Genomic DNA, 3,328 nt, shown 5'->3' with positions numbered 1-3,328 from the left:
CAGCTTAAACACATAGAGAAGCCACAATGAATGCAACATTTTGGCTGTTCGTTCGTTTCGACATCCAAATAGATGAAGTCCTTTAGAATCTCCTGTTTTAAAATTACAAACTCTGGCAATCCTAGTGGTAAACATATATTTGTTTTCACTCGCTATTTCCTCCTATTTTTTGTATTGGTCTACAAAAAGGATTGCCAGGAAATAGCGAGTTTTTTCATGTTTATAAAACTTTTTCACAGAAAATGACGATGAATCAAAAAGATAAACTGTGCTTTTCACATAACCATATGATAGGAAATAAATGTCCTATTCCATTCTCGTATATAGATGTGTCGTGTTATGTGTATTGTTTACTAATTGGATTATTTATTTTGGGACATTACATAAGTCATATACTTTTGAAGGTTAGGGTTGTAAGCCTCTTTTTTATGAAATTGGACAAAGAATAGGTTACTATACCTAACGGGCAAAACTTGCTTTCATATACTGATAGCAAATAGAGAAATGAGGTGATTTTATATGAGTTTTCCAAATATCCCAAACGTAACACCATCGATTGACCTTACTAGAGAAGATGTCATTAACTTACTATTAGCTTCAGTGGCATTCGAAGAACTTGGACTAGCACACATTATTAATGCTGAAGCTGAAAAAATTCAAGCTGTGGTTGGAACTTTACCAGAAAACAGTAACGTAGTTGCTACAAATATTTCCCAGCTTTTGAATGTAAATGAGAGTGTCAATCGCACGTTGAAAACTGCACTAAAAACACAAATGCTTCTTCAATTTAAATTAAAAGACATTTTAGATGTTCCAGTAGGACCAACACCACCTAATATATGTTTTTGTCAATAATAAATTGAGCCAGAGCGATTACGTTAAAAGTGAGCCACTTGAAATATGTTAAGTCCCATTTATGGAGGGATATGGAATGTTCAGGGTGTGTTGCCCGGGAGGGCAACACACCCTGAACATTTTCGCGCCTCGATTACCCTTCGGCGTTATTTTCTTTCCGTTTTATACTTTGCCTAAATCTATAAGACTCCCCGTTAAGTAAATGAATATGTGCTTTGTGGGTGAGACGATCTAAGAGGGCTGCTGTCATTTTTTCGTCTCCAAAAACGGAAGTCCATTCAGTAAAATCAAGATTGGTTGTGATAATAACGCTTGCGCGTTCATAGCGACTTGAGAAGAACTGAAACAATAGTTCTGATCCTATCTTTGAGAAGGGCACATATCCTAGCTCATCGATTATGATTACATCAAATTTGAGCCACTTTTTTTCAAATGAAAGCAGAGTATGCTCTTCTTTTGCCAATAATAATTCCTCTACTAATTGAGCAGCTGTTATAAACTTAACTTTAAGGCCGTTTTTGATTAGTTCAATCCCTAAACCTGTAGCTAGATGGGTTTTCCCGGTACCACTGTTTCCTAGAAATAATATGTTCTCTTTCTTTTGGACAAATTCTCCTTTAGCCAGGGTCAAAAATCGATTTTTGTTTAGGCTAGGCATTAAGCTAAAATCATACGAATCTAACGTTTTTTGTACGGTAAATGTAGCTTGCTTAAGTCGCCTTTGTTTTTGATTTTCTTCCCTTGTTTGGAGCTCAAGTTCTAATAGAGCCATCAGGTATTCTTCATAACGTAAGTTTCTTTCTTCAGCCTCTCTTGCGAGAGAACGATACTGTTTAGCGATCGTTGGCATCCTCAATTGTTTAGTTATGTGGTCTAATAATAATTCAGTGGTCATTTTACTGTCCCCCTGTCAATTGCCCATACTGTGATATGCTAGACTTTTGAATTTTGTAATCTAACAAACTCAAAGGGGTATTTTCAATAGGGAGTTTATCGATTGTCACGTCATTATTTGTCAATCGCTGAATTAGCTCATGAACGACTTCATAACGATAAACCTGTGTTTTTTCTGCTTGTATTAGAGCTTTTGTTAAATTTTCCATTCCTATCTCGCGATGCAGGAGCAGGAGACGTATGAATTTTCGGTCACCATTCGCACCTTCTTCTTCACGCATTTTATGATGAAACCTCCTAAACACATCTGGGATGTCTGAAGATTGAAATGCATGAGCATCTCGGATCGCTCTTGGCTTTTTCAATAGGGCTTCTAAATAATGATCAAGAACTGTAATCATCTGATTCCGTTCGTAAGAGCGGGGATGTTGTGCGATTACCTGGTTTTGAGCCACTACGATTACTTGATCCACAAAAATTTTTACCCAAACAGCTTGTCCAACATAACGACATGGAACCGAATATTGATTTGTTTCAACAGTGATTAATGAGGTTTTGTTCACTTGACACGAAACTAATTTACAAGCTTCGAATTTGTTGGCTGGAAGAGGGTGTAGATGTTCTTTTTCTTTATGCCACATTTGTAAGACTGTTTCTTTTCTATGTGGTACTTTTCTTCTTTCTGATTCTTCCATACACCAATTTAAAAGATAATTATTTAATTCTTCCATTGATTGTACTTCTGGCAATGGAACGAAGGCATTTCTTCGGACATAACCAACGGTTCCTTCCACTCTACCTTTTTCGTTCCCAGCTCTAACGTTACAAAATTCTGCTTTAAATAAATAGTGAGCTTGCAGGGCAAGAAAAGCCTCCTGTTCAAGTCGATCTCTTCCTTGTAAATTCTTTTGCACGGCTGTTTTTAAATTATCAAAAAGTCCTTCTGTCGGAACACCTCCAAAAAATTGAAAAGCATGCACAAATCCATCTAAGAAAGCCTCTTGTTTTTCATGAAGGTATGCTCTGACGAATCTCATTCGAGATGCCGAAAGTTGCATACAGAAGAGGAAAATACGTTGTTTTCGACCCTGTAGTATAATATCCGCCTCTCCCCAGTCGAATTGGAATTGGTGGCCGAGTTGAAAGTCAAGAGGGATAAAGACTTCCTGTAGCTTCTTTTTGCGCTTTGCAACAATTTTTCTCAGATTAGATTCAGAACCTTTAAATTCATATTCAGCTACTAATCTCTCATACATCCGTGCAGCTGTATGGCGTTGTTTTCCCCAACGCTTTAAATCATCTTCTAACCATTTATCGATAATAGGTAATATTCTCTCGGTTTCTTCAGAATACTTTGCTTTACCATATACTTTTTTACGATGAATAGTTGTTGGGGGTTCACCTTGCTTTAAATATTTACTTACAGTATTTCTTGATATTCCTAACTTTTTAGCTATTTGCCTTTGCGACAGTCCTTCTACCTCTTTCATAAATTTGATATTATAAAATTGAGCCATGTTGATCATCCTTTTCTACCTCTCTTATCTTGATTGTTTGGTCACTATCAATAATAAGAGAG

Annotated in this window: 3 protein-coding genes and 1 pseudogene; 1 reads left to right on the top strand and 3 read right to left on the bottom strand. The window is 36.5% G+C overall.

Annotation, left to right across the window (positions count from 1 at the left end; translation table 11 throughout):
* Positions 1 to 149: pseudogene (locus E2L07_RS21585) on the bottom strand (hypothetical protein); the annotation flags it as partial.
* A gap of 370 nt (positions 150 to 519) precedes the next feature.
* On the opposite strand from E2L07_RS21585, the gene E2L07_RS20005 reads away from it, so the two are divergent.
* Positions 520 to 855, top strand: a complete 336-nt coding sequence (locus tag E2L07_RS20005) for an alpha-helical endospore appendage domain-containing protein (RefSeq protein WP_134230475.1) — start codon at positions 520 to 522, stop codon at positions 853 to 855.
* 133 nt (positions 856 to 988) lie between these two features.
* Here the strand turns inward: E2L07_RS20005 and istB are convergent, their stop codons facing one another.
* Positions 989 to 1,750: an IS21-like element helper ATPase IstB gene (gene istB, locus E2L07_RS20000; protein WP_134228976.1), complete on the bottom strand. Its 762-nt coding sequence runs from the start codon at positions 1,748 to 1,750 to the stop codon at positions 989 to 991.
* A 1-nt stretch (position 1,751) separates the two neighbouring features.
* A complete protein-coding gene (gene istA, locus E2L07_RS19995; RefSeq protein ID WP_243854910.1) occupies positions 1,752 to 3,266 on the bottom strand; it encodes an IS21 family transposase in 1,515 nt (504 codons plus the stop codon).
* Positions 3,267 to 3,328 lie beyond the last annotated feature (62 nt).

It is taken from the genome of Halalkalibacterium halodurans (genome assembly GCF_004376175.1).
Lineage (GTDB): Bacteria > Bacillota > Bacilli > Bacillales > Bacillaceae_D > Halalkalibacterium > Halalkalibacterium halodurans.
This window is presented reverse-complemented; position numbering and strand designations above follow the sequence as displayed.